At 73.2% G+C, this 23,182-nt stretch carries 22 protein-coding genes and 1 rRNA gene; 18 read left to right on the forward strand and 5 right to left on the reverse strand.

The window, feature by feature from the left end:
* From rrf to ACZ3IL_RS17850, 10 genes are all read left to right on the forward strand, one after another.
* Window positions 1–92 (forward strand): 5S ribosomal RNA (rrf, locus tag ACZ3IL_RS17805); the annotation flags it as partial.
* Between the two features lie 68 nt (window positions 93–160).
* Complete coding sequence (locus tag ACZ3IL_RS17810; protein WP_467391352.1) at window positions 161–808, forward strand: HAD family hydrolase; 648 nt, start codon at window positions 161–163, stop codon at window positions 806–808.
* A gap of 43 nt (window positions 809–851) precedes the next feature.
* On the forward strand, window positions 852–2,063 hold the full coding sequence (locus ACZ3IL_RS17815; protein WP_467391353.1) for an MFS transporter: 1,212 nt from the start codon (window positions 852–854) through the stop codon (window positions 2,061–2,063).
* Window positions 2,032–3,207 carry an acetoin utilization protein AcuC gene (locus tag ACZ3IL_RS17820; protein WP_467391354.1) on the forward strand — a complete coding sequence of 392 codons (1,176 nt, stop codon included), beginning with the start codon at window positions 2,032–2,034 and terminating at the stop codon, window positions 3,205–3,207. The genes ACZ3IL_RS17815 and ACZ3IL_RS17820 overlap by 32 nt, the downstream gene beginning before the upstream one ends.
* A 177-nt stretch (window positions 3,208–3,384) precedes the next feature.
* Window positions 3,385–3,684 (forward strand): hypothetical protein, encoded by a 300-nt coding sequence (locus ACZ3IL_RS17825; protein ID WP_467391355.1) that lies wholly within the window; start codon window positions 3,385–3,387, stop codon window positions 3,682–3,684.
* A gap of 94 nt (window positions 3,685–3,778) precedes the next feature.
* A complete protein-coding gene (locus tag ACZ3IL_RS17830; RefSeq protein ID WP_467391356.1) occupies window positions 3,779–4,594 on the forward strand; it encodes a phosphatase in 816 nt (271 codons plus the stop codon).
* Window positions 4,595–4,721: 127 nt separating this feature from the next.
* Window positions 4,722–4,931 (forward strand): helix-turn-helix domain-containing protein, encoded by a 210-nt coding sequence (locus ACZ3IL_RS17835; RefSeq protein WP_467391357.1) that lies wholly within the window; start codon window positions 4,722–4,724, stop codon window positions 4,929–4,931.
* 182 nt (window positions 4,932–5,113) lie between these two features.
* Window positions 5,114–5,212, forward strand: coding sequence for a 30S ribosomal protein bS22 (locus ACZ3IL_RS17840; RefSeq protein WP_003948845.1), 99 nt, complete (start codon window positions 5,114–5,116; stop codon window positions 5,210–5,212).
* A gap of 149 nt (window positions 5,213–5,361) precedes the next feature.
* Window positions 5,362–6,429, forward strand: coding sequence for an NAD-dependent epimerase/dehydratase family protein (locus ACZ3IL_RS17845; RefSeq protein ID WP_467391358.1), 1,068 nt, complete (start codon window positions 5,362–5,364; stop codon window positions 6,427–6,429).
* A 15-nt stretch (window positions 6,430–6,444) separates the two neighbouring features.
* The gene (locus ACZ3IL_RS17850) at window positions 6,445–7,500 is read left to right on the forward strand and encodes a lysophospholipid acyltransferase family protein (RefSeq protein ID WP_467391359.1); all 1,056 of its coding nucleotides are present in this window, start codon (window positions 6,445–6,447) and stop codon (window positions 7,498–7,500) included.
* Window positions 7,501–7,584: 84 nt separating this feature from the next.
* Here ACZ3IL_RS17850 and ACZ3IL_RS17855 read toward each other — a convergent pair whose 3' ends face one another.
* The 3 genes from ACZ3IL_RS17855 to ACZ3IL_RS17865 all read right to left on the reverse strand — a co-directional run bounded on the left by ACZ3IL_RS17855 (window position 7,585) and on the right by ACZ3IL_RS17865 (window position 11,290).
* Window positions 7,585–8,832 (reverse strand): DUF5667 domain-containing protein, encoded by a 1,248-nt coding sequence (locus ACZ3IL_RS17855; RefSeq protein WP_467391360.1) that lies wholly within the window; start codon window positions 8,830–8,832, stop codon window positions 7,585–7,587.
* 287 nt (window positions 8,833–9,119) lie between these two features.
* The gene (locus tag ACZ3IL_RS17860; RefSeq protein WP_467391361.1) at window positions 9,120–9,905 is read right to left on the reverse strand and encodes an ECF subfamily RNA polymerase sigma factor, BldN family; all 786 of its coding nucleotides are present in this window, start codon (window positions 9,903–9,905) and stop codon (window positions 9,120–9,122) included.
* 446 nt (window positions 9,906–10,351) lie between these two features.
* Window positions 10,352–11,290 carry an HAD family hydrolase gene (locus ACZ3IL_RS17865; protein WP_467391362.1) on the reverse strand — a complete coding sequence of 313 codons (939 nt, stop codon included), beginning with the start codon at window positions 11,288–11,290 and terminating at the stop codon, window positions 10,352–10,354.
* Between the two features lie 104 nt (window positions 11,291–11,394).
* Here ACZ3IL_RS17865 and ACZ3IL_RS17870 point away from each other — a divergent pair, with 104 nt between their 5' ends.
* The 7 genes from ACZ3IL_RS17870 (at window position 11,395) to ACZ3IL_RS17900 (ending at window position 18,252) form a co-directional block, all read left to right on the forward strand.
* Complete coding sequence (locus ACZ3IL_RS17870; RefSeq protein WP_388699138.1) at window positions 11,395–11,664, forward strand: glutaredoxin family protein; 270 nt, start codon at window positions 11,395–11,397, stop codon at window positions 11,662–11,664.
* Between the two features lie 272 nt (window positions 11,665–11,936).
* Window positions 11,937–12,722, forward strand: a complete 786-nt coding sequence (locus ACZ3IL_RS17875; RefSeq protein ID WP_467391363.1) for a redox-sensing transcriptional repressor Rex — start codon at window positions 11,937–11,939, stop codon at window positions 12,720–12,722.
* A complete protein-coding gene (locus ACZ3IL_RS17880; RefSeq protein WP_467391364.1) occupies window positions 12,719–14,092 on the forward strand; it encodes a glutamyl-tRNA reductase in 1,374 nt (457 codons plus the stop codon). The genes ACZ3IL_RS17875 and ACZ3IL_RS17880 overlap by 4 nt, the downstream gene beginning before the upstream one ends.
* Window positions 14,089–15,075, forward strand: coding sequence for a hydroxymethylbilane synthase (gene hemC / locus ACZ3IL_RS17885; protein ID WP_467391365.1), 987 nt, complete (start codon window positions 14,089–14,091; stop codon window positions 15,073–15,075). Before ACZ3IL_RS17880 ends, hemC begins: the two co-directional genes overlap by 4 nt.
* Window positions 15,072–16,742 carry a bifunctional uroporphyrinogen-III C-methyltransferase/uroporphyrinogen-III synthase gene (locus ACZ3IL_RS17890; protein WP_467391366.1) on the forward strand — a complete coding sequence of 557 codons (1,671 nt, stop codon included), beginning with the start codon at window positions 15,072–15,074 and terminating at the stop codon, window positions 16,740–16,742. The genes hemC and ACZ3IL_RS17890 overlap by 4 nt, the downstream gene beginning before the upstream one ends.
* Window positions 16,743–16,866: 124 nt before the next feature.
* On the forward strand, window positions 16,867–17,868 hold the full coding sequence (gene hemB / locus ACZ3IL_RS17895; RefSeq protein WP_467391367.1) for a porphobilinogen synthase: 1,002 nt from the start codon (window positions 16,867–16,869) through the stop codon (window positions 17,866–17,868).
* A gap of 111 nt (window positions 17,869–17,979) precedes the next feature.
* A complete protein-coding gene (locus ACZ3IL_RS17900; RefSeq protein WP_467391368.1) occupies window positions 17,980–18,252 on the forward strand; it encodes a DUF1876 domain-containing protein in 273 nt (90 codons plus the stop codon).
* A gap of 120 nt (window positions 18,253–18,372) precedes the next feature.
* On the opposite strand, the gene ACZ3IL_RS17905 is transcribed toward ACZ3IL_RS17900, so the two are convergent.
* Window positions 18,373–19,164 (reverse strand): DUF4232 domain-containing protein, encoded by a 792-nt coding sequence (locus ACZ3IL_RS17905; RefSeq protein ID WP_467391369.1) that lies wholly within the window; start codon window positions 19,162–19,164, stop codon window positions 18,373–18,375.
* Between the two features lie 260 nt (window positions 19,165–19,424).
* Here ACZ3IL_RS17905 and ACZ3IL_RS17910 point away from each other — a divergent pair, with 260 nt between their 5' ends.
* Complete coding sequence (locus ACZ3IL_RS17910; protein WP_467391370.1) at window positions 19,425–21,107, forward strand: helix-turn-helix domain-containing protein; 1,683 nt, start codon at window positions 19,425–19,427, stop codon at window positions 21,105–21,107.
* Between the two features lie 73 nt (window positions 21,108–21,180).
* On the opposite strand, the gene argS is transcribed toward ACZ3IL_RS17910, so the two are convergent.
* Window positions 21,181–22,950, reverse strand: a complete 1,770-nt coding sequence (gene argS, locus ACZ3IL_RS17915; protein ID WP_467391371.1) for an arginine--tRNA ligase — start codon at window positions 22,948–22,950, stop codon at window positions 21,181–21,183.
* Between the last annotated feature and the right edge of the window lie 232 nt (window positions 22,951–23,182).

Here is a 23,182-nt window from a genome sequence, read left to right on the forward strand (position 1 = left end):
CGCCCGGTTACATTCCGAACCCGGAAGCTAAGCCTTTCAGCGCCGATGGTACTGCAGGGGGGACCCTGTGGGAGAGTAGGACACCGCCGAACAATTTTTGAGCCTCAACCCCCGGACCCTGTCCGGGGGTTGAGGCATTTTTGCGTTCTAAGCTCGGTCCATGCGATACGACTTGGTTATCTTCGACAACGACGGTGTGCTGGTGGACAGCGAGCCGATCTCCAACACCCTGTTGGCCGGCTACCTGACGGAACTCGGGCACCCCACCTCGTACGAGGACTCGTTGCGCGACTACATGGGGTCCGCCCTGCACCGCGTCCACGACCTGATCGAGGAACGGACCGGACAGCGGTTGCCCGTGGACTTCGACGACGTCTTCCACGCGCGCGTCTTCGCCGCCTTCCGGACCGGGCTGGAGGCCGTGCCCGGGGTCGAGGACGTGCTGAAGCGGCTCGTCGCGGCCGGAATCCCGTACTGCGTGGCCTCCTCGGGGAGTCACGAGCGGATCAGGGTCGGGCACCGGAAGACCGGGCTCGACGCCTGGTTCCGGGACGAGAACGTCTTCAGTTCCGAGGACGTCGGCCGGGGCAAGCCGGCGCCCGACCTTTTCCTGCACGCCGCCGCGCGGATGGGGGTCGAACCCGGGCGGTGCGTCGTCGTCGAGGACAGCGGGCTCGGCGTGCGGGCCGCCCTGGCCGCGGGGATGGACGTCTACGGATTCACCGCGATGACCCCCGAGGAGAAGCTCACCGGGGCCGAGGGGTTCTTCCGCAGGATGGACGAGCTGCCCGCCATTTTGGGCATGTGATCCATCTACCCAGGGGTAGTTTCCGGCCGTACGCTGTGCCGCCATGACGGATGCGCGGTTGCGGCGTGGGCGGGGATCCCTGGCGGTCGGTTTCTTCGTGCAGGGGGTCACCTTCGCCCTGCTCGTGACCCGGATACCGGCGATCCAGGACCGGTACGGGATATCCGACGGGCTGCTCCCCGCCTTCCTGGCCGCCGTTCCGGTCCTCGCCGGAGTCGCGAGCGTGGCGACCGAGAAGGTCGTCGCCCGGACCGGGCCCGCGGTGGTGCTGCGGTGGGCCCAGCCCTTCGTCCTCCTCGCCCTGCTCGCCGCGGGAGCCGGTACCGAGCTGTGGCAGGCCGCCGTCGCCCTCGGACTCTTCGGACTCGCCGTGGGCGCCCTCGACGCCTCCATGAACATGCTGGGGGTCAGCCTCCAGCGGGCGTACGGGCGGAGCATCATGCTCGGCTTCCACGCCGCGTACAGCCTCGGCGGGATCGCGGGGGCCTCCCTCGCCTGGGCGGGGGCGCACTGGCACCTGTCGCTGTTCGCGTCCTACCTGCCGGTCGTGGCCGTCCTGCTGCCCGTCGCCCTCGCCGCCGGCCGGTGGTACGCGGCCGGCGGGGACGCGCCCGGGGAGGCGAAGGCCGGGGAAGCGGCGGAGAACGGGGCGGGCGGCGTCGGCCTCACGCTGCTGCTGCCGCTCTGCCTCGTCATGACCTTCGCCTACATCGGGGACTCCACCGTCTCCAACTGGAGCGCCAAGTACCTCCAGGACGTGCTGCACAGCTCGGAGGAGCTGGCGACCGTCCCGTACAACGCGTACATGGTGACGACCCTCCTCGGGCGGGCCGTCGGGGACTTCGGGGTGCGCCGGCTGGGGGCCGCGGCGGTCGTGCGCGGCGGGTCGGTGCTCGCGGCGCTCGGATTCGCCCTCGTCGCGGCGGCGCCGGGCGCCTGGGCGGGAATCGCCGGGTTCACCGTCCTCGGCCTCGGCCTGAGCGTCCTCGTCCCGCAGACCTTCGCCGCCGCCGGACGGCTCTTCCCCGGCGACAGCGACACGGCCGTGGCGCGGCTCAACGTCTTCAACTACGTCGGGTTCCTGGTCGGATCGCCGCTCGTGGGGGCGCTCGGGGACGCGTGGAGCTACCGGGGCGCGATGCTGGTGCCGATGGTGCTCGTCCTGGTGACGGTGGCGTACGCCACGTCGTTCGGCCCGCGGGCGGCCCGATACGGTGACGGGCATGAGCGGCCGCGCACTGTTGATGTGGGATGAAGCTGTCACGCAGTACGACTTCGGGCCGGGGCACCCGATGGACCCGGTGCGCCTCGCGCTGACGATGTCGCTGGTGCGGGCCCACGGCCTCGACCGGGCCGTGGACGTGGTCGCGGCGAAACCGGCCGGGGACTCGACGCTGCGGCTCGTGCACCGCGAGGACTACGTGGCGGCCGTGCGCGCCGCCTCCGCCGACCCGCGCCACGCCGACCAGGCGTACGGGCTGGGCACGGTGGACGACCCGGCGTTCGCCGGGATGCACGAGGCGTCGGCGCTGATCGCCGGACAGTCGGTGGGGGCGGCGGAGGCCGTGTGGCGGGGAGAGGCCGCGCACGCGGTGAACTTCGCCGGAGGCCTGCACCACGCGATGCCGGGCGCGGCGGCGGGCTTCTGTATCTACAACGACGCCTCCCTCGCGATCGCCCGGCTGCTCGAACTGGGCGCGGAACGCGTCGCGTACGTGGACGTCGACGTGCACCACGGGGACGGGGTGCAGGCGGCGTTCTGGGAGGACCCGCGGGTCCTGACGGTCTCGCTGCACGAGCACCCGCGGACCCTGTTCCCGCAGACCGGGTGGCCGGAGGAGACCGGTGCGCCCGGGCCCGGCGAGGGCGGGGCGGTGAACGTGGCCCTTCCGGCCGGGACCGGGGACGCGGGATGGCTGCGGGCCTTCCACGCGGTCGTGCCGGAACTGCTCGCGGACTTCCGGCCGCAGGTGCTCGTGACGCAGCACGGCGCGGACACGCACTTCGAGGACCCGCTGGCGCACCTGGCGGTCTCCCTCGACGCCCAGCGGGCGGTCCAGGAGGCCTGCCACGAACTGGCGCACGCGCACGCCGGCGGCAGGTGGCTGGCGCTCGGCGGCGGCGGGTACGCGGTGGTGGACGTCGTGCCCCGGTCCTGGACGCACCTGGTGGCGATCGCGGCGCACGCGCCCGTGGACCCCGCGTCGGTGATCCCCTCCTCCTGGCGGGACGAGGTGTACGCGCGGACGCGGCAGCCGGGGCCCCGGCGGATGACGGACGGGCGGTGGCCGGTGGACTTCCGGGACTGGGCCGCCGGGTACGACCCGGCGGACCGCCTCGACCAGGCGGTGCTCGCGACCCGCAGGGCCGTCTTCCCGCTGCGGGGGCTGCTCGCGTAGGGCGTGTGCCGGAAGTGGCGTCGTCCGCCCGGAGGGCAGGCGGGACTTCCGGCACACGCCCCGGGTCCGGGGCCGCCGGGTCGCCGTGCCCGGTGTGGGGGAGGACCCTGGAAGGAGAGCGCCCGGGCGTCGAGGGCGTGGAGAACGGAGCGCCTGCCCGGTCGGAAAGGGCGCGTCATGCGCATGATGCTGAAGATTCAGATGGACACCGCGGCCTCCAACGAGGCCATCGACCGGGGGACCCTGCGGGAGACCATGGAGGGCGTGATGCGGGAACTGCGCCCCGAGGCCGTCTACTTCACCCCCGAGGACGGCTGCCGCACGGCCTACGTGTTCTTCGACATGGTGGACCCGTCCCAGATGCCGAAGATCTCCGAGCCCCTCTTCCGGGTGCTCGGCGCCCGGCTCCACTACTCGCCGGCCATGAACCGGGAGGACCTGGACAAGGGGATGGCCGCCCTCGGCTCCGGCGGCTGAACCGCCCGGAACGCGCCGCCGGGTGTTACGCCGACCGTGGGGTGTCCGGAGGGTTCGCGCCCCCGGGCGGGAACGTTCGGGCAGCATCGGACGGGTGCGGAGTACCGGGGCGTTGCGGGCGCATCTGTTGGCGGCGGGGCTGGCCGGCGCGGTGGCGACCCCGCGGGAGGAGAACCTGCGGAGCTACCGGCTCTTCGCCGCGCGCGATCCGCGGGTGCTGCTCGGGCTCGATCCCGCGCGGGGGTGGGACGAGGCCGAGCTGCTGCGGCTGATGGCCGACAGGTGCGGCGTGTCGGGGGACCCCGCGCACCGGTCGGGGCCGGACGTCATCGACCCGGAGCGTACGTTGAGGGGGCTCGACGCCTTCGCCGCGCGGCTCGGAGCAGCGGCGGAGCAACGGGTTCCGGTGCTGCTGGGGACGGGGCACCCGCACCGGCTGATCGGTTTCTACGCCGCTCTCGCAGACGCCTTGTCGGCGGCGGGGTGCCCTGTGCTCACCCCGGCGCAGGGGCGACGTGTCGACATGACGACCCGGTTCGGCGTACGCACCCACGTCCTGGACTACGTGCGGGGCGTCGCCCTCGTACGGGAACCGGGACCCTCCGGGGGCGGGCGCACGCCGGGGGCGCACTCCCATTCGCCGCTGCCGGTCAGGGCCGCCCTGGAGAGCGCGGCCGACTCCGGCGGGCCGCTTCCGGAACTGGTGGTCGGCGACCACGGCTGGGTCTGCGGAGCAGGTCAGCTGGGCATCGAGGCCATCGGGCTCGCCGACACGGACGATCCGGCGCTGTTCGTCGGGGAGGCGGAGGGGCAGGTGTCGGCGGTGGTCCCGCTCGACGACGGCGTGCGCTCCGTCTCGTACCTCCCCCTGTCCCGCTATGTGCTCGAACGCGCGCGTCTGTCACGGTGAACGGCCGGTCGCAGCTCCTCTTCCCCACTCGTACCACCCGCCCCTAGTCTGGAGCGTGAGCGCTCGACGACGAAGAGTCACCGGAGGGGAAGCCGGTGGCCGTCGCGGCGGAAGGTACAGGTGGATCATGGCTGCTGGCGATCGGCCTCTCAACGAGGTCAAGTTCCTGACCGTGGCGGAAGTCGCCTCGGTGATGCGCGTCTCGAAGATGACCGTGTACCGCCTGGTGCACAGCGGTCATCTGCCGGCGATCCGGGTGGGCAGGTCCTTCCGGGTGCCGGAACAGGCGGTTCACGAGTACCTGCGGCAGTCTTTCGTGGGGGTGGGGACCGCGTAGCGGGCGCGCGGAGCGGCACCGGAGAGCTTCACGAGGCCCTCGGGCGACGACCGGGAGGCCCTCGGATTACGACCGGGGTGCTCGGGACGGTAGGCTAGGCCGACGTAGGTCGTGTGGGCCCAGACGCCCCGCACCGATCCCCGCCCCGGCGGGGATGTTCCGAGAAGTGAGCGAGGGTAGTCGTGGGCTCTGTTATCAAGAAGCGGCGCAAGCGGATGGCGAAGAAGAAGCACCGCAAGCTGCTCAAGCGCACGCGCGTTCAGCGTCGCAACAAGAAGTAAGGCGACAGCTGCTTCGCAGCGTTCGGCGCGTCGGCGTGGCCCTTCACCCCTGTGGTGGAGGGCCACGCTTTTGTCCCGGGGGAATCCGGAGGCGCTACGGTGGCGACCGACGGAAGCGATCCACGGAAGACCGACGGAAGGCGCTGATCTTGGGCAAGGTCGTGCTCGTCACCGGTGCCGCCCGGCATCTCGGCGGCCGTTTCGTGCGGAGGATCCAGCGGGACCCGGAGGTGGAGCGGGTGATCGCGGTGGACGCGGTCGACCCGGAGCACCGGCTCGGCACCGCCGAGTTCGTACGGGTGGACATCCGCCGGCCCGAGATCGCGAAGGTCCTCGTCGAGCACGACGTCGACACGGTGGTCCACCTGGACGTCACCGGGACGGCCCTCGGCGGCGGCGGGCGGACGTCGGTCAAGGAGACCAACGTCATCGGCACCATGCAGCTGCTCGGCGCGTGCCAGAAGTCGCCGCGGACCGCGCGCCTGGTGGTGAAGTCCAGTACGAGCGTCTACGGTTCGGCGCCGCGCGACCCGGCCGTCTTCACCGAGACGACACCGGCGAAGGCGCTGCCGAGCGGGGGCTTCGCGAAGGACGCCGTCGAGGTCGAGGGGTACGTCCGGGGCTTCGCCCGGCGACGGCCGGACGTGGCCGTGTGCGTGCTGCGGTTCGCGAACATCCTCGGCCCCCGGATCGACTCCCCGCTGACCGAGTACCTGGCACTGCCGGTCCTGCCGACCGTCCTCGGCTACGACCCGCGGCTGCAGTTCGTCCACGAGGACGACGTGATCGACGTCCTGCGCCTGGCGGCGCACGAACCCCGCAGGGCCACCCAGAACAGCGGCACCTTCAACGTGGCCGGGGACGGGGTGCTGCTCCTCTCCCAGTGCGCGCGGCGGCTCGGCCGGCCGACGGTGCCGGTGCTGCTCCCGGCGGTCACCTGGGTGGGCACGGCGCTGCGCGCGGTGGGGGTCACCGACTTCGCGCCCGAGCAGATCCGGCTGCTCACCCACGGCCGGGTCGTCTCGACGGTCCACACGCGCGAGGTCTTCGGCTTCGCGCCGTCCCGCACGACGGCGGAGGCCTTCGCGGACTTCGCGCGGAGCCGGGGGCCGGGGCTGCTGCCTCCCGCCGTGCTCGCCGGGGCGGTGGACCGGCTCGCCGGGCACCTGGCCCCCGTTCCCCCTTCCGGGGCTTCCACAGTTCACGACGGCGCCTGAGGAGGCCCGACAGCGATGGCGGACGCCAAGGTCATTCCCTTCGACGACGACCGCTCACGGGCCCGCAGGCGGCCCGCCCGGACCGACGGCGAGGCGGCGGCCGTACGGGCCCTGCCGGGGCCGCAGCAGGTGCCCGGGGAGCCCGGGGCCCCCGCTCCCCGGGGGGCGGAGGACCCGGGGGAGACGGCCGCCCCGGCGGAGCGCGCCGTTCCGGACGCACCGGCCGCCGGGGGCGGCTGGGAGAGGCGGCTCGCGGGCGGCCTCGCGTTCCTGCGGCGGCGGATCACCGGTGAGTACGAGGTCGACGAGTTCGGCTACGACGAGGAGCTGACCGACCAGGTCCTGATGCCGTTGCTGCGCCCGCTGTACGAGAAGTACTTCCGGGTGGAGGTGAAGGGCGTCGAGAACATCCCGGAGAAGGGCGGGGCGCTGGTCGTCGCCAACCATTCGGGGACGCTGCCGCTGGACGGGCTGATGATGCAGGTCGCGGTCCACGACCGCCATCCGGCCGGGCGGCACCTGCGGCTGCTCGCCGCGGACCTGGTCTTCGTGCTGCCGGTCGTGAACGAACTGGCGCGCAAGGCGGGGAACACCCTGGCGTGCGCGGAGGACGCGGAGCGGCTGCTGCGCGCCGGCGAGGTCGTCGGGGTGATGCCGGAGGGCTTCAAGGGCATCGGGAAGCCCTTCGGGGAGCGGTACAAGCTCCAGCGGTTCGGCCGGGGCGGGTTCGTCTCGACGGCGCTGCGGGCCGGGGTGCCGATCGTTCCGTGCTCGATCGTGGGCGCAGAGGAGATATACCCGATGGTCGGGAACGCCAGGACGCTGGCGCGGGTGCTCGGCCTCCCGTACTTCCCGCTCACCCCGACCTTCCCGTGGCTGGGGCCGCTCGGGATGGTGCCGCTGCCGACGAAGTGGACGATCCAGTTCGGCGAGCCGATCCCGACGGACTCCTACGCGCCGGAGGCGGCGGAGGACCCGATGCTGATGTTCAACCTGACGGACCAGGTGCGGGAGCAGATCCAGCACACGCTCTACAAGCTGCTGGTGCAGCGGAGGTCGGTGTTCTTCTGAGGCCCGCGCCGGGTCCCGGAGCGCGCGGGAGGGGCGCCCCCATGCGGGGGCGCCCCTCCCGTGTCGTACCGCCGGACGTCCGTACTAGGGGGCGTCCTCGCTGTCGATGCCGAGGTCCGGAAGCAGACCCGGCAGGAGCGGCGGAAGGGTCACGTCCGGCACGTCCGGGGCCGGCTCGCCGGCCGCGGGGGGCGTCGGGGTGCCGGTCGGGGAGGGCTTGAGGAGCCCGCCGCCGCCGATGAGGCCGCCGTCCCTCGGTGGCGCGGTGGTGCTGTCGTCCGTGTCCGGACCGGTTCCCGTGCCGGGCTCCGAGGGGTGGGACGGGGTGGCGGAGGAGTGGCCCGGGGCCGCCGTCTCGTGGGCGGACGGCGGGCGCTGGGTGTCCGTGCCCCGGGGGCCGCCGGTGGCGCCGGGCGTGCTGCGCGGGCCCTCGGTGCCGGCCGCTTCCTTCTCGGGGGTGCGGGGGAGCACCGACTGGAGCGGCTCGACGGCTTCGTCTATGGCGTCGAAGACGTGCGTCACCTCGCTGCCGACGTCCGAGAGCTGGACGGGGAGCCGGTCGCGGAGGCCGTTCCAGGTGTCCCGGTGGGCCTGGGCGAAGGAGTTGAGCCGGGCCATCGGGGCGATCGCGCCGTCCCGCTCGTACGCCTGGCGGAGCAGCCGGTGGCCCTCGCTGGCGTCGTGCTTCATCCCGCCCAGGACGCGGCGGATCTCGGTGAGGGACTCGTGGTCGAGCTCGCCCGCGCGGCCGCGTTCCATGAGCCTGCGGGCCTCGCTGAGGCGGGTGGATGCCTGGTCGAGGTAGATGCCGCCGCGGTCCGCGTCGTCGTCCGCCATGCCCAGTTTGATGTCCTCCATCCCCCGCTTGAGCCCGTAGAGCGAGTCACCGGGAAGGGCGTCGGAACTGGCGGCGGCAACTCCGCCGAAGGCGCCCGCCGCCACACCGACCGTGAGGCCGCCGGCGGCGAGCCCCTTGGTCCAGCGGGAACGGGGACGCAGCTTCCGGAGCGGGGACGCCCGGTGGGCCCCCCGTCCGGCGGACGCCCGCTGCTCCGGCACGGTAGGGCCCGCGGTCGCGCCGCCCTCCTTGAGCATCGCTTCCATGGCGGCGACCAGCTGGGCCCGCTGCACCACTTTGACCTCGGGGTCCAGCTGCGGCTTGGGCAGCTCGCCGAGTCCGTTCGCCAAGGCCAGAAGCCGTCCCTGCTCGGCAGGTTCGGCCGGTTCGGCCGGGGGCTCGGGCTGCTCGGCCGCGGCGCCCTCGGACGCCCGGTCCTCCAGGGCCTGGGCGAAGGCGTTCGCCCGCCGGTGCGCCGATACGTTCGCGATCACTGGCGGCACCTCCTCTCGTCATGACGGTCGACCCCCTGGGGTGTCCGGAAGGTTGCACACCTTGAGCGCGACCACACGAAAGAGTGAGTGGCTGCGGGCACGGCGTGACCACAGGGAGCCTGCATCCCGCACAACGAGCGGCGCGGCACTTGGGTTACGCGCGGGAGACGATCGGGCCTGTGCGTCATCGGGGCGTCACCGACTGTGAGTTGGACGGGGGTCGTGGGGATGCGGGGCGGGGACGGACCCGCGGGCCGGCCGGGGCGTGCGCGGGGGGCGCGGGCCGGTCAGCGGGCGTCGTCCGGGAGGAGCCGCGCCAGGGTGCGGACGGCCCGGTACTGGAGGGTCTTGATCGCGCCCTCGTTCTTCCCCATGACCCGGGCGGTCTCGGCGACCGAGAGGCCCTGGAGGAAGCGCAGGGTCACGCACTCCTGCTGCTGGGGGTTGAGGCGGCGGACCGCGTCGAGGAGGGCGGCGTTGGAGAGGGACTCCAGGACGGAGTCCTCGGGGCTGCGCTCGACCTCGTTGGCGTCGAGCATCTCGCCGGTGGTGACCTCCAGGCGGAAGCGGCTGGACTTGAAGTGGTCCGCGACCAGGTTCCTGGCGATGGTGACGAGCCAGGCACCGAAGTCGCGGCCCTGCCAGGTGAAGGTGGAGATCCGGCGCAGGGCGCGCAGGAAGGTCTCGCTGGTGAGGTCCTCCGCCGTCGCCTTCCCGCCGACGCGGTAGTAGATGTAGCGGTAGACCGTGTCGCTGTACTGGTCGTACAGCCGGCCGAAGGCCTCGGCCTCGCCCGCCTGGGCGCGCTCGACGAGGTCCATCATGCGGGCGCTGTCGCTGTCCGCGGTGGGGCGGCGGGCGGTGGTCGGGGTTCCGGACCGTGCTCCCCGTCTGCCCACGGCGGCGCTGCCGTCGGCCAGGGCGTAGTAAGGGCCGACGGGTGCCGGTGTGGCGAAGGCGAAGGCGGGGACAGGGCCGGCGTACGCGGTGGGGACGAAGCCGCGCAAGTGGTCGAGGACCGTTGCGCGCAGCGTAGCCAGGCCCGAGGCGTCAACCCCGACGTGTGGGTACACGGGACTCCCAGAGGCAGAGCTTCCATCACGTGCAGTGCGGGACCGTTCACCCGTCGTGGCGACGCGAGGGGTCCTTTGTGCGTCTGAGGAGAATAACGCTTCGTACAGGCGGCGCTACACCCAGTTGCTCAAATCACCGGTTACTTATGATCTGTTACTGGTTGCAGTCGAATCAAGGTGCGATTGATGACCGACAGTTGATCGGTCTGCTTTCGAATATGACTGAGCGGACGCTGCGTTGTGCTCGGGTGAAGACAGGAGGAGTGATCGGGGCCGCTGCGGGGTAAGGGGGCCGGAATGGCGGGGAGTCGACCTGTGCGGTGGTGTTCGACCACGGACGGGTGAGGGCGTCCGGTCCGGGACTGTCGCAGGTGATCACAGGTGAAACGCGCCGGAGGGGCGGAGCGGGGCCCGCCGGAAGCGCGGGGCCCGGGAGTGCGGAAGCGTCAGTGGCGGCGGCGGTGGAGGGCCACCGCGGCGGCGGTGCCGCCGGCCAGCGCGCCGAGCCCCGCCGCGGCGGGGATGCCGACCTTGGCGGCCTTGCGGCCGGTCCGGTAGTCGCGCAGCCGCCACTCCCGGTCCTTCGCGTACCTGCGGAGCTTGGCGTCCGGGTTGATCGCGTACGGATGCCCGACCAGCGACAGCATCGGGATGTCGTTGTGCGAGTCGCTGTACGCGGCGCAGCGGCCCAGGTCGAGGCCCTCGGCGGCGGCGAGCGCCCGCACCGCCTCGGCCTTGGCCGGCCCGTGCAGGGGTTCGCCGACCAGCCGGCCCGTGTAGACGCCGTCGACGGACTCGGCGACCGTCCCGAGCGCGCCGGTCAGCCCGAGCCGGCGGGCGATGATCGTGGCCGTCTCGACGGGGGCGGCGGTGACCAGCCAGACCTTCTGGCCCGCGTCCAGGTGCGCCTGGGCGAGACCACGGGTGCCGGGCCAGATGCGGTCGGCCATGTACTCGTCGTAGATCTCCTCGCCGATGCTCATCAGCTCGGAGACGCGGTGGCCCTTGACGATGGACAGGGCGCTCTCGCGCGCGTCCTGCATGTGCTCGGGGTCCTCGACGCCGGCGAGCCGGAACCAGGCCTGCTGCCAGGCGAAGCGGGCGAGCTCGCGGCGGCGGAAGAACTTCCGCTTGTACAGGCCGCGGCCGAAGTGGAAGATCGCGGCGCCCTGCATCACGGTGTTGTCGAGGTCGAAGAAGGCGGCCGCCCGCACGTCCCCGGCGACCGGGAAGTCCGGCTCGGCGGGGGGCCCGGCCGCCGCCTCCCGCTCCCTTTCCAGCTGGAGCGAGGACTCGCGCGCTGCCTCGGCAGCGGCCTCGCCTGCCAGGACGCTGCGCGCGGTGGCGGAGCGCCTGCGGGGGGAGAGCCATCCCAGAGCGGCCATGCCGTGAGCATAGCCAGTCTGTTCGGTACTTCCCGACGCGTGACGGTGCCGGGGACGTGAACGGCGCGGGACGTCCCGCCGGCCGGCCGGGACAGAATGGCGGCATGTTCGGACGGAAGAAGAAGGCGGACGCCGGGGCGCGGACCGTGACGCTGATCGGCAGGCCGGGGTGCCACCTCTGCGACGACGCGCGGGCGGTGGTCGAGGCCGTGTGCGCGGAGACGGGGGCGGCCTGGGAGGAGAAGGACATCACCCGGGACGAGGAGCTGTACCGGGCGTACTGGGAGCAGATCCCGGTGGTCCTGGTCGACGGCGAGCAGCACACCTTCTGGCGGGTGGACGCCGACCGGCTCCGGCGCGAACTGGGTGCCTGACCGGAACGCGGTTACCATCGTGGTCGTTTTGTCGGGTCTCGGGGGTGACGTCGTAAGGAGAGTGTGCGGTTTTGCCCCCTTCGGAAGACCAACGCGCCGAGACCCCTCACGGTTCCGTGACGAGGGCAACCGGTTGCGTGACACCGGTCACTTTGGCCGGGCAAAACGGACACCATCTTTGTGCACGCGTTCACAAAGACATAGCCTGCATTCGACGGGGCGGTCTTGGGACGTATGGCCGCCTGCAGCCCCGCTCATCCCGCAGGAGCACCGTGGCAACTGGCCGAACTCACCGACCGGCGACCCGTAGCCGAGGAATTCCCGAGGCCACCGTCGCCCGGCTTCCGCTGTATCTGCGCGCACTGACCGCGCTCTCGGAGCGTTCCGTACCCACGGTCTCCTCCGAAGAGCTCGCGGCGGCGGCGGGGGTCAACTCCGCGAAGCTGCGCAAGGACTTCAGCTACCTCGGCTCCTACGGCACCCGCGGGGTCGGCTACGACGTCGAGTACCTCGTCTACCAGATCTCCCGCGAGCTGGGCCTCACCCAGGACTGGCCGGTCGTCATCGTCGGCATCGGAAACCTCGGTGCCGCGCTCGCCGGCTACGGCGGCTTCGCCTCGCGCGGCTTCCGCGTCGCCGCGCTGATCGACGCCGATCCCGCCATGACCGGCAGGCCCGTCGCCGGCATCCCCGTCCAGCACAGCGACCACCTCGAGCGGATCATCGAGCAGGACGGCGTCTCCATCGGCGTCATCGCCACCCCGGCCGGCGTCGCCCAGCAGGTCTGCGACCGGCTCGTGGCCGCCGGGGTCACCTCCATCCTGAACTTCGCCCCGACCGTGCTCTCCGTGCCCGACGGCGTGGACGTGCGCAAGGTCGACCTCTCCATCGAGCTCCAGATCCTCGCCTTCCACGAGCAGCGCAAGGCCGGCGAGGAGTCCGGGACCGGCACCGGCGCGGAGTCCGTGCCGGCCGTCGTGCCGCCGGCCCCCCGCGCCGCGGGGAACGACGGCCGCAAGGGACCCGACGGGGACGTCCCCGCGGTGATGCCGGCATGAGTCTCCTCGTCGTCGGCCTGAGCCACCGCAGCGCCCCGGTCTCCGTCCTGGAGCGGGCCGCGCTGTCGCCGGACGCCCGGGCCAAGCTCCTCCAGGACGCCCTCGCCGCCGAACCGGCGACCGAGGGCGCCGTCCTGGCCACCTGCAACCGCATCGAGCTCTACGCCGACGTGGACAAGTTCCACGCCGGTGTCGCCGAGCTGTCCACCCTGCTCGCCCAGCACAGCGGCGTCGGCCTGGACGAGCTCACCCCCTACCTCTACGTGCACTACGAGGACCGGGCCGTCCACCACCTCTTCTCGGTGGCCTGCGGCCTCGACTCCATGGTCGTCGGCGAGGGCCAGATCCTCGGCCAGATCAAGGACGCCCTCGCCCTCGGCCAGGAGCTGCACACCGCCGGCCGCCTCCTCAACGACCTGTTCCAGCAGGCCCTGAGGGTCGGCAAGCGCGCCCACAGCGAGACCGGGATCGACCGGGCCGGGCAGTCGCTCGTCACCTTCGGCCTGGAACAGCTGGCCGGAGGCACGGGCGACACGGACGGCACGGACGTCGGGACCTGGGCCAAGGGCAAGAGGGCGCTCGTCATCGGCGCCGGCTCGATGTCCTCGCTCGCCGCCGCCACCCTCGCGCGCTCCGGCGTCTCCGAGATCGTCGTGGCCAACCGCACCCTCGCCCGCGCCGAGCGGCTCGCCGAGATCCTCAACGAGCCCGGCGGCACCGGCGTGACCGCGCACGCGGCCGAGATGGTTGCCGTCGGCGACGAACTCACCCGTGCCGACATCGTCGTCTCCTGCACCGGCGCCACCGGACTCGTCCTCACCGGCGGCGACGTCGAGACCGCCGTACGGGGCCGCCGCGCCCCGCTCGCCCTGCTCGACCTCGCCATGCCCCGCGACATCGACGCCGCGGCCCACCGCGTGCCCGGCGTCCGGCTCGTCGACATCGAGTCGCTCGCCGACGCCGCCGCCGACGCGCCCATGGCCGCCGACGTCGACCGGGTGCGCGCCATCGTCTCCGACGAGGTCGCCGCCTTCGGCGCGGCCCAGCGGGCCGCCCACATCACCCCGACCGTCGTCGCCCTGCGCGCCATGGCCGCCGACGTGGTGGCCGGCGAGGTCGCCCGGCTCGAGGGCCGGCTGCCCGGCCTCGACGACAAGCAGCGCGCCGAGATCACCCAGACCGTGCGCCGCGTGGTCGACAAGCTCCTGCACGCGCCGACCGTGCGGGTCAAGCAGCTCGCGGGCGAGCCCGGCGGCGCCGGGTACGCCGACGCGCTGCGGACACTCTTCGACCTCGACCCGGAGACGGTGGCGTCCGTCAGCCGGGCCGACCTGAATGACGCCGACGTCAAGAACCGAGGGCGAGTATGACCGAGAGGGCACTGAGGCTCGGGACCAGGCGCAGCAAGCTCGCCATGGCCCAGTCCGGGCACGTGGCCGACGCCGTCCGGCAGGTGACCGGCCGGCCCGTCGAGCTCGTGGAGATCACGACGTACGGGGACACCTCCCGGGAGCACCTCGCGCAGATCGGCGGCACCGGCGTCTTCGTCGCCGCCCTGCGCGACGCGCTGCTCGCCGGTGAGGTGGACTTCGCCGTCCACTCGCTGAAGGACCTGCCGACCACCCCGCACCCCGACCTGGTGCTGGCCGCGGTCCCGCGCCGCGAGGACCCGCGCGACGTCCTGATCGCCCGCGCCGGGGTGACGCTGGACCGGCTGCCCAAGGGCGCCCGGGTCGGCACCGGCTCGCCGCGGCGGATGGCCCAGCTCCACGCGTACGCGCGCAGCCACGGCCTGGAGCTGACCTGCGTCCCGATCCGGGGCAACATCGACACCCGGGTCGGTTACGTGAGCGGCGGAGAACTGGACGCGGTGGTCCTCGCCGCGGCCGGCCTCAACCGCATCGGCGGCACGGAGGAGCTCACCGGCTCCCTGTCGCTCGACCGCCTGCCGGTCGACGTCGTGCTGCCCGCCCCCGGTCAGGGGGCCCTGGCCGTCGAGTGTCCGGCGTCGAACGCCGAACTCGCCACCGCGCTCGCCGCTCTCGACGACCCGCGCACGCGGGCCGCCGTGACCGCCGAGCGATCCCTGCTCGCCGCCCTGGAGGCCGGCTGCTCCGCACCCGTGGGTGCGCTGGCCGACCTGCTGGCCGACGACCCCGGTCACGGGCAGGCTGTCACCGAAATGCGCCTGCGCGGCGTCGTCGGCACCACCGACGGCTCGACGCTGGTGCAGCTGTCCACCACCGGACCCGTACCCACCTCGCACGACGAGGCCATGGCGATCGGACGCGAACTCGCGGACGAGATGCTCGCCAAGGGTGCGGCCGGTCTTATGGGGGAGCGAGCACTTTGAACCCCACCAGCCCGACCACCAGCCCCCTGTCCCCGGCCTTCGCGGGCCACGGACACGTCACGTTCCTCGGCGCGGGTCCCGGCGATCCCGGACTGCTGACCCTCCGGGCCGTCGAGGCCCTCTCGGGAGCGGACGTCCTGATCGCCGAGCCGGAGGTCCTCGACGTCGTTCGCGGCCATGCGCGCGCGGGGGTGAGCACGCCGGAACTGGCGGTTGTCGACGAGGCGTCAACAGCCGCCGGTGTCCCCGTGTTGAGGGACGCCGCCAATCTTGTCATGGAGGCCGCGAGGAGCGGCAGGCGGGTCGTCCGTGCGGTGACCGGCGACCCCGGCCTCGACGGCAACGCGGGAGCGGAGATGCTCGCCTGCGCCGCCGAGGGCATCCCCTTCGAGGTCGTCCCCGGCGTCGCCAACGCCGTCGGCGTCCCCGCGTACGCCGGTGTGCCGCTGCGCGACGCGCAGGGCACCGACGTCCGGTTCGTCGACGCCCGGTCCGCCGACGAGCGGTGCTGGACCGAGGTCGGCGCCTCCGACGGCACCGTCGTCGTCTCCACCACGCTCGACTCGGTGGCCGCGGCCGCCGGCGAGCTGGTGGCGGCCGGCCGCAAGCCGGACACCCCGATCACCGTGACGATCGCCGGTACGACCACCCGGCAGCGGACCTGGAACGCGACCCTCGGCACCATCGCCCAGGTCTTCAAGCAGGGGAAGGTCCTCCCCTCGCCCGAGGGCCACCGGCCGGTCATAGCCGTGGTCGGCGAGCGCAGCGCCCCGGCGCAGCGGGACCGGCTGGCGTGGTTCGAGTCGAAGCCGCTCTTCGGGTGGCGGGTCCTCGTGCCGCGCACCAAGGAGCAGGCCGCCTCGCTCTCCGACCAGCTGCGTTCGTACGGCGCCGTGCCGCACGAGGTCCCGACGATCGCCGTCGAGCCGCCGCGCACCCCGCAGCAGATGGAGCGGGCCGTCAAGGGCCTGGTGACCGGACGCTACGAGTGGATCGCCTTCACCTCGGTCAACGCCGTGAAGGCGGTGCGGGAGAAGTTCGAGGAGTACGGGCTCGACGCGCGCGCCTTCGCCGGGATCAAGGTCGCGGCGGTGGGCGAGCAGACGGCCGCCGCGCTGGTCGACTTCGGCGTGAAGCCGGACCTGGTGCCGAGCGGCGAGCAGTCCGCCGCCGGGCTCCTGGAGGACTGGCCGCCGTACGACCCGGTCTTCGACCCGATCGACCGCGTCTTCCTGCCGCGCGCCGACATCGCGACCGAGACCCTGGTCGCGGGCCTCATCGAGCTCGGGTGGGAGGTCGACGACGTCACCGCCTACCGGACCGTCCGGGCCTCGCCGCCGCCGGCGGACACCCGCGAGGCGATCAAGGGCGGCGGCTTCGACGCGGTCCTCTTCACCTCGTCCTCGACCGTGCGGAACCTCGTCGGCATCGCCGGCAAGCCGCACAACGTGACGGTCATCGCCTGCATCGGCCCGGCCACCGCCAAGACGGCGGAGGAGCACGGGCTCCGGGTCGACGTCCTGTCGCCCGAGCCGTCCGTCCACAAGCTGGCGGAGGCCCTCGCGGACTTCGGCGCGCGGCGCCGGGAGGCGGCCCTGGAGGCCGGTGACCCGGTGACGCGGCCGAGCGAGCGGCGGCCGGGCGCGAGACGGCGCCGGACGACGTAGCGGTACGCGTTCCACGGGTGCGGGTCCCTCTCCGGGGCCCGCACCTTTCGCATGCCCCCCCGAGACTGACGCGGCAACACGGTGTCGGCAAGTGCACGGCACGCGCGGGCGTAGCCTCGACCGTATGAACTCGTACGGATCCTTTCCCGGGGCGCGGCCGCGGCGGCTGCGGACGACGCCCGTCATGCGGCGGATGGTGGCCGAGACGCGGCTGCATCCCGCCGACCTGATCCTGCCCGCGTTCGTGCGCGAGGGGATCAGCGAACCCGTGCCGATCGAGGCGATGCCCGGGGTCGTGCAGCACACCCGCGACACCCTGCGGAAGGCCGCCGTGGAGGCGGTGGAGGCCGGGGTCTCCGGGATCATGCTCTTCGGCGTGCCCGAGGACGAGAAGAAGGACGCCGCCGGTACGGCGGGCACGGACCCCGAGGGCATCCTCCAGGTCGCGATCCGGGACGTGCGGGCCGAGGTCGGCGACGACCTGATCGTCATGTCGGACCTGTGCCTCGACGAGTACACCGACCACGGCCACTGCGGCGTCCTCGACGCGGACGGCCGGGTCGACAACGACGCGACGCTGGAGCGTTACGCCGAGATGGCCCAGGTCCAGGCCGACGCCGGTGTCCACGTCGTGGGGCCCTCCGGGATGATGGACGGTCAGGTCGGCGTGGTCCGGGACGCCCTGGACACCATCGGCAAGGAGGACGTGGCGATCCTCGCGTACACCGCGAAGTACTCCTCCGCCTTCTACGGCCCCTTCCGCGAGGCCGTCGGCTCCTCCCTCCGGGGCGACCGCAAGACCTACCAGCAGGACCCGGCCAACCTCCGCGAGTCGATGCGCGAACTGGCGCTCGACCTGGAGGAGGGCGCGGACATGGTGATGGTCAAGCCGGCCGGCCCGTACCTCGACGTCCTCGCCCGGGTGGCCGCGTCGGTGGACGTACCGGTCGCCGCGTACCAGATCAGCGGGGAGTACGCGATGGTCGAGGCGGCCGCCGAGAGGGGCTGGATCGACCGCGACAAGGCGATCATGGAGACCCTGACGGGCATCCGGCGGGCCGGCGCGCGGATGATCCTCACGTACTGGGCCACCGAGGCCGCGCGCGGGCTCCGCGACGGGGTCTGAGCCGGGGCCGGCGCGGGCCGGCCGGGCGGCGGTCCTCCGGGCTGGTGGGCGGCCGCCGGGCGGCGCACCCTGGAGGGGTAGCCGACAGGTACCCCTCCGGAGGTGGTCCCCATGACGCACACGCTGGTCGGATGGCACGTGGAGATGGAGTTCCGGGAGGAGGGCGACCGGACGCGGGCCGCGGCCATGGTCCGGCTCGGGGACGGCACCGAGTTCCGGGCCCGCGGCACCGCCCGCCGGCATCCCTCCGACCCGGACCAGCTCCGGGTGGGGGAGGAGATCGCCGGCGCCCGCGCGCTGATGGACCTCGCCTCGCAGCTCCTCCGGAAGGCCCACACGGAGATCGACGCCGTGTCGGGACGGACGTCCCGCGCCCTCCACTGATCCGGCGGCCCGTCCGCCGTTCCGCCCGTCCCTCTGCCTGTCCGCCGTTCCGCCGGTGCACCGGCGCGTGCGGTGTGCCGCGGCCCGTGCGGGACGCGGCACACCGGAGGGCGGGCGGGGTCAGAAGCTCAGGGCGTCGTCCATCGAGCTCTGCCAGTAGGTGACCCGGGCGCTGCTGTCCGTGTACGTACCGGCGGGCAGCCCGAGGACCTTCGAGCCGCCGACCGAGCCCGCGTCGTCGCGCGACGCGAACCAGACGGTCAGGTTCTTCGCCGTGCCGCCGTGCGATCCGCTGCCGTCGGCCGCCGCCAGGGTGATCCCCGCGTACGCGCTCTCGCCCGGGGCGAGGGTGACGACCGCCTGCGGCTTGCTGCTCCGGTCCACCGCGACCGCCGCCTGTCCGTCGTCGATGCGCAGCACCGGCGCGTGGTAGGCGTTGCACGCCTTGCCGCCGGTGTTGGTCACGGTGAGCAGGGCGTGGTTGAGGGGACGGCTGACGGGGCTGTAGACGACCCGCACGGTCGTCGCCGTGCACGACCGGTCCACGACCGGGGTGTCCTCGCCGCCGCTGCCGCCCTTGCCGGCGCTGTTCCCGCCGCTGTTCCCGCCGCTGTTCCCGCTGTTCCCGCCGTTCTTGCCGCCGGGGGCGGTGGAGCCGTGCGGGGAGGCGCCGGTGCCGCGCGGGGTGCTTCCGGCCGGCGTCGCCGTGGACCCCGCCGGCTCCGTCGTCCGGGACGCCGTCGGCGCCGGCTCCGGTGCGGAGGACGAGGAGGACGCGGAGGCGGACGGGACGGCGGCCGGGGCCCGGCCCTCGTCCCGCGTTCCGTCCGTCGAGGTCTGGCAGGCGGTGAGCGAGAGGGTGGCGGCGGTCAGGGCCGCGGCGGTGACGACGCGGATGCGGTGTGCACGCATGGTGGTGGAACTCCCCGTTGGGTCGGTGCTTTTCGGTCGGTCTCGATCCGCCGCGCTGCCCGTTCGACCGGTGCGCCGCGGCGTGGTCCCAGGTTGCGGGGCGGCGGATTCCGGACGCAACGCCGACGGGGCCATCGGGGACGCCGGAACGTTCACGGGTACGGTGACCAGCGGGAACGCCCTCTGCCTGGAACGCCGTTCCGGGACGCGAGCACTACGGACACGAGGGCTACGGACACGGGGAGACGGGGAGGGGCGCGGTGGCGACCACACCGGAGGCGCAGGAGCTGGGCACGCTGCTGCGGCAGTTGAAGGAACGCTCGGGGCACAGCTACGGGGTGCTCGCCAAACGGCTGCACGTCAGCACGTCGACCCTGCACCGCTACTGCAACGGCGACGCCGTACCGGCCGCGTTCGCGGCGGTCGAGCGGTTCGCGCGGCTGTGCGGGGCGGAACGCGGGGAACTGATCGAACTGCACCGGCGGTGGATCGTCGCGGACGACGCGCGGACGCGGGGGCGTACGGCGACGGGAACGAAGCCGCCGGAGCCGGACCCTGAACCGGTGGCGGGACCGGCCGGGGAGCCGCTCGCGGGACCGGCCGGGGAGCCGCTCCCGGGACCGGCCGGGGAGCCGCTCCCGGGACCGGCCGGGGAGCCGCTCCCGGGACCGGCCGGGGAGCCGCTCCCGGAATCCGCCACGGAATCGGTCGCGGAGGAGCCGGGGCCGGAGCCGGACGGGAAGGCGGCCCGGGCGCCGGGTGCGGCGGGCGCCCCGGAGGTGCCTGCCGGTCCCACCAGCCCCACCGGTCCTGCCGGGCCTGCTGACGCCGCCGGTCCCGCCGGGTCGGCCGGCCCCGCCGGAGCCGCCGGGTCCGCCGATGTCCTCGCGTCCTCCGGGGCCTCCCGATCCTCCCGGTCCCCCGGGTTCTCCCGGAAGGAGCCCGGGCCCGGTTTCCCGGCCGGTGGTCCGCGCCGGCGGCGGGTGCTCGTCGGGCTCGCCGCCGCGGCGGTCGTCGCGGTGGCCGTGCCGGTCACCGTGTTCGCCACCAGCGGGGACGGCGGGGGGCGTCCGGGCGGTGCGGCGGGCTCCACCCCGTCCGGCCCGGTGACCGGTGCCGCCGCCTTCGTACGCCCCGGTTCCTCCCCGAGCGCGACCCCGACGGCCCCTCCGACCGCGACCACGCCCCCGACCCCGTCCGCTCCGGCTACCCCGACCGGGTCCCCGGGCGCCACGTCACCCTCGGCCCCGGCCTCGCGTCCGGCTCCGGGACGGAAGCCGGCGCCGACCGCCCCCCGGCCCGGTGACGCGCCCGCGACCGGCGTTCCGCTGCACGTCAACGTCAGCTCGTACAACTGGGAGAATCCCTGCGGTCAGTACTACCTGCTCGACAGCGCGCCCGGCAGGGTCCCCCCGCCGCCGTCCCCCCAGGAGCACCGGAGCTGGGCGCGTTCGCTCGGCGCGGTGGACGGCGGCGGCATGCGCCTCGAACTGACCGCCACGGGCCGGACGGCCGACTCCGTGGTGATCAACGACGTCCACGTCCGGGTGGTGGAGCGCTCCGCCCCGCTGCCCTGGTCGGCGTACTCGATGGGCGAGGGCTGCGGCAGCGGTGTCGTCCCGCAGACGTTCGCCGTGGACCTCGACCGGTCCCGGCCCGATCTCCGGCCGGTCGCCGGCCAGGACGGTGACACGGTCGTGCCCGCGAAGGACTTCCCCTACAAGGTCGCGTCCGACGACCCCCAGGTGCTCCGCTTCGACCTGACCACGAAGGCCCACGACGTGAGCTGGTACCTGGAGGTCTCCTGGAGCAGCGGCGACCGGAAGGGCGTGATCCGGGTCGACGACGAGGGCCGTCCGTTCCGTACCAGCGCGACCGCCGGGCGTCCCTCGTACATCTGGTGGGCCGAACAGGGCGAATGGCGCCCGTCCGACGGGAGCTGAACCCGGAACGGGCGCCGTCCCGCGTACGCGCACGTACGCGGGACGGCGCCCGCCGGTGTCCGGTGCCCGGAGGTCAGAGGCGCTCGGGCGTCCGGATGCCCAGGAGGGCCATGCCCTGGTGGAGCGTGCGGGCGGTCAGGTCGCAGAGGAAGAGGCGGTTCTCCGCGACCTCCCGCGCCGGCTCCGGCTTCACGACCGGGCACTGGTCGTAGAACGTCGTGTACAGCGAGGCCAGCTGGTAGAGGTACGCGGTCAGCTTGTGCGGCGCGTACTCCGCGGCGGCCTCGGCCACCGTCTCCGCGAACCCGTCCAGGTGCAGGCCGAGCGCGCGCTCCGCCGGGGCGAGTTCCAGCTCCGGGTGGGCGGCCGGGGTGCGGTCGCCCGCCTTGCCGAAGATGGACCTGATCCGCGCGTACGCGTACTGGAGGTACACCGACGTGTCGCCGTTCAGCGACACCATCTGGTCCAGGTCGAACTTGTAGTCCCGCGCGGCCGACGTCGACAGGTCGGCGTACTTCACCGCGCCGATGCCCACGTACTGGCCGTTCTCGACGATCTCCGTCTCGGTCAGGCCCACCTTCTCGGCCTTCTCGCGGACGACCGCCGTCGCCCGCTCCACGGCCTCGTCGAGGAGGTCCACCAGCCGGACCGTCTCGCCCTCACGGGTCTTGAACGGCTTGCCGTCCTTGCCCAGGACCGTGCCGAACGCCAGCTGGACGGCCTTGACCTCGTCGTTCAGCCAGCCCGCCCGGCGGGCCGTCTCGAAGACCATCTTGAAGTGCAGCGACTGCCGCGCGTCCACCACGTACAGCAGGGTGGTCGCCTTCAGGTTCCCCACCCGGTCCCGGATCGCGGACAGGTCGGTCGCCGCGTACCCGAAGCCGCCGTCGGACTTCTGGACGATCAGCGGGGTCGGGTTGCCGTCCGGGCCCTTCACGTCGTCGAAGAACACGCACAGCGCGCCCTCGGAACGGACCGCGACGCCCGACTCCTCCAGGATGCGGCAGGTCTCCGCCAGCATGTCGTTGTAACCGGACTCGCCGACGACGTCGGCGTCCCGGATGTCCATGTCCAGCTTGTCGAAGACCGAGTAGAAGTAGATCTTCGACTCGTCGACGAACCGCTGCCAGAGCGCGAGCGTCTCCTCGTCGCCGGCCTGGAGGTCCACCACGCGCGCCCGGGCCCGCGTCTTGAAGCCCTCGTCGGAGTCGAACAGGGCGCGCGAGGCCTTGTAGAGCCGGTTGAGGTTCGACATGGCCTCCTCGCCGGAGACCTCGGCCTCCGAGGAGTGGTCCAGCTCGTGCGGGTGCTCGATCAGGTACTGGATGAGCATGCCGAACTGGGTGCCCCAGTCGCCGATGTGGTGGCGCCGGACCACCGTCTCGCCGGTGAACTCTAGGATCTCGACCATCGCCGCGCCGATCACGGCCGAACGGAGGTGGCCGACGTGCATCTCCTTGGCCACGTTCGGCTGGGCGTAGTCGATCACCGTCGTGCCGGCCGACTCGTTGAACGGCACGCCGAGCCGCGCGTCGGCGGCGCGGGCCGCCAGCGTCCCGACGATCGCCGCGTCGGTGACCGTGATGTTCAGGAAGCCGGGGCCGGAGACCTCGATCTCCTTCAGGACGTCGTTCGCCGGGATCGCCCCGACGACCTTCGCCGCCAGCTCGCGCGGATTGCCCTTGAACCGCTTGGCCAGTGCCAGGATGCCGTTGGCCTGGAAGTCGGCCCGGTCGCTTCGTCGCAGCAGCGGGTCGGCGGACGCGGCCTCCGGCAGGGCGGCCGAGAGTCCGTCCGCGAGGCGCTGCTGCACGGTCGAAGCGAGGGAAGGGACCGAGGCCATGAGCTTCCGTTCCTGTTGTCGTGTCGGATGTCCCCGCCGGGAGCGGGGCTCTTTCGCCCGTCAAGTGTCCCACGGGAGGGCAACGCGTTTTCTCCCCGGACCGCCCGCCTGTGGACAACTCCGTTCCCGTCCTCCGCCCGCCCCGCGTCCGCCCCGTTCCGCCCTGTGGACGCCCCCCGGTTCCTCCCGCCCTGTGGACAACCTCCGGGTGCCCCGCTCCGTCTGGGAGAAT

It is taken from the genome of Streptomyces sp. NPDC014907 (genome assembly GCF_055562975.1).